Annotated in this window: 2 protein-coding genes and 1 pseudogene; 2 read left to right on the top strand and 1 reads right to left on the bottom strand. The window is 65.7% G+C overall.

All coding sequences use genetic code 11. The annotated features are described in order from the left end of the window. Positions 1-123 precede the first annotated feature (123 nt). Entirely contained in the window at positions 124-852 is a 729-nt protein-coding gene (locus tag H0W38_RS21005; protein WP_292457848.1) for a GntR family transcriptional regulator, read from the bottom strand. A 201-nt stretch (positions 853-1,053) separates the two neighbouring features. On the opposite strand from H0W38_RS21005, the gene dctP reads away from it, so the two are divergent. Further along, positions 1,054-2,127 (top strand): TRAP transporter substrate-binding protein DctP, encoded by a 1,074-nt coding sequence (gene dctP / locus H0W38_RS21000; RefSeq protein ID WP_292457845.1) that lies wholly within the window; start codon positions 1,054-1,056, stop codon positions 2,125-2,127. A gap of 73 nt (positions 2,128-2,200) precedes the next feature. Next, positions 2,201-2,402, top strand: a pseudogene (locus tag H0W38_RS20995) (C4-dicarboxylate ABC transporter substrate-binding protein); the annotation flags it as partial.

The following is a 2,402-nucleotide window of genomic DNA, read 5'->3' as shown; positions in this document are numbered from 1 at the left end:
CTCGCAGTTCCCGCTCGGTGTGCTCGTCCAGCTCAATCGTCTTGGCAACCCGCATCGCTCCAGCCTCCTGGGCGATTGGAGTATGCCGGCACGAATAAGTTCTAGAACATCACGCGCACTGCACTAGAAGTCGGTGCTGACCGTCGCCTTCGTGAAGGCCTCGTTGTGGTCGATCAGCGCTTCCAGCGCCTTCGCGGCCTTGGTTTCGTCGCGCTGCGAGATGGCGCGGGCCAGCTCGCCATGCAGCCGGGCCATCAGCGGCGTGTCGGCGGCCTGGCGGTAGTGCAGGTACCAGAAGCGCCGCGACAGGCCGTGCATCAGCCCCATCGCGCCGGCCGCGAACTCGTTGCGCGAGGCGCGCAGCGACAGGTCGTTGAACTCCTTGTCGGCGCGGATGAAGCGCACTTCATCGTCGAGCGCGCTGGCTGCGTCGAACTCGTCGGCCAGTGCTTCGAAGCGCTCGCGCTCCGCTTCGCTGGCGCGGCGTGCCGCGCAGCGCGCCACCAGGCGCTCGACCTCGCGGCGCGTTTCCAGCAGGCGGAGCTGGCGCTTGATGTCGATCTCGGAGACCAGCACGCCGCGCTGCGGCAGGATCGACACGAGGTGTTCGCGCGCTAGGCGGTGCAGGGCCTCTCGCACGGGAGTGCGGCCGATCTGCAGGCGCGCCGACAGCTCGGCCTCGGAGATCGCCGCACCGGGATGCAGCTCGAGCGTGACGATCATCTCTTCGATCAACTCGTAGGCGATGGCCGTCAGGCTGCGCGGCTTGACCGGTGCGCTGTGCACCGCGAGGCCGGCCCGGGTTTCGGCAAGCGCCGGCCTGGTGGTCCCGTTTGCGGCAGTCTTTTTCATGCAGTCCCGTTTTCCGCCGATTCGTCGGCGCGCGCGCCTTTCGCCAACGCCGCGAACGATCGTACACGACTAACATATGAAGTGCATGTTTGCGGAAAACCCGTGTTGACTTGCACGAAGGGACTGCTTAAATTTAACTGATACATCAGGTGTATGTAGAGGCCCCGAGGCCTTCGATCCCCCAACCCAACGGAGACAAACATGAAACGTCGCAATTTCGTACACGCCACTCTTGGCAGCGCCGGCGTGTTCGCCGCGGCGGGCGCGCTCGCCCAAAAGGGCGGGGGGCAGACCTACAACTGGAAGATGGCCACCGGCTGGGCGGGCGGGCCGCTGATGGACATCGGTGCCAAGGCCTTCGCCGAGCGCATGGAGTTCTTCTCCGGCGGCCGTTTCAAGATCCAGACCTTCCCCGGCGGCGGCCTCGGCAATGCGCTGAAGGTGCCCGAGACGGTGAAGAACGGCCTGGCCGAGTGCGGCCACACGTGGATGGGCTACGACTGGGGCAAGGACGTGACCACCGTGCTGTTCGGCGGCTACGCCGGCAGCTTCGACTCCGAGCGCATGCTGCACTGGCTCTACGAGGCGGGCGGCGTCGACATGCAGCGCAAGTTCCGCGAGGAAACCGACGACGTGATCTCCATGCCGCTGTTCATCCGCACGGCCGAGGTCTTCCTGCATTCGCGCAAGTCGGTCAAGAGCCTGGCCGACCTCAAGGGCCTGAAGCTGCGCACCGCCGGTGCCTGGCTGGAGATGTCCAAGGAACTCGGCGCCGCGCCGGTCACCACGGCCGGCGGGGACATCTTCCCAATGCTCGAGCGCGGTGCGATCGATGCCGTGGAGTGGGGCACGCCGTGGGAAAACATTGCCCCGGGCTTCTACAAGGTTGCCAAGTACCTTAGCTATCCGGGGGTGCACCAGCCGTGCGCGCCGTTCGAGCTGGTCGTCAACAAGGACGTCTGGGCCAAGATGCCCGAGGACGACCGCAAGCTGGTCGAGCTGGTCGCCAAGATGGTCACGGTGGAGAGCTGGTTGCGCATCGGCGTGGAGGATGCCAAGGCCTTTGCCTTCTACAAGAAGCAGGGCGTGGTGCTGGAGCAGCTCGACGACGAGGTGCAGTTCGCCGCTCACAAGGTCGGGCTCGACTGGGCCGACAAGACGGCCAAGGACGGCGCGCGCAAGTGGTTCGCTCCCGTGCACAAGAGCCAGTTGGAGTTCACCGAGGCCTGGAAGAACGCCAACGAGTGGCGCAATGTGAAGACCAAGCCCGTCTGATCCGCCGCACGCAAGCGCACATCCGCCGTGGTACTGGCGGATGCGCGCCTTGTCTTCTTCAACGGAGAAGCGCTTGAATCGCCTCATCGTCCTGTTCGAGCGCGTGGTGCTGGGGGTCGGCATCTTTGCCGCGCTGCTGCTCGTGCCCCTGGTGCTGGCCACCACCTGGGAGGTCGTGTCGCGCTATGCGCTGAACGCACCCACGATCTGGGCCTACGAGATCGGCTACCTGCTGACCGGCTCGCACTTCCTGCTCGGCCTGGCGTACACGCTGC

This window comes from Methylibium sp., assembly GCF_013817365.1.
Classification (GTDB): Bacteria; Pseudomonadota; Gammaproteobacteria; order Burkholderiales; family Burkholderiaceae_C; genus Methylibium.
This window is presented reverse-complemented; position numbering and strand designations above follow the sequence as displayed.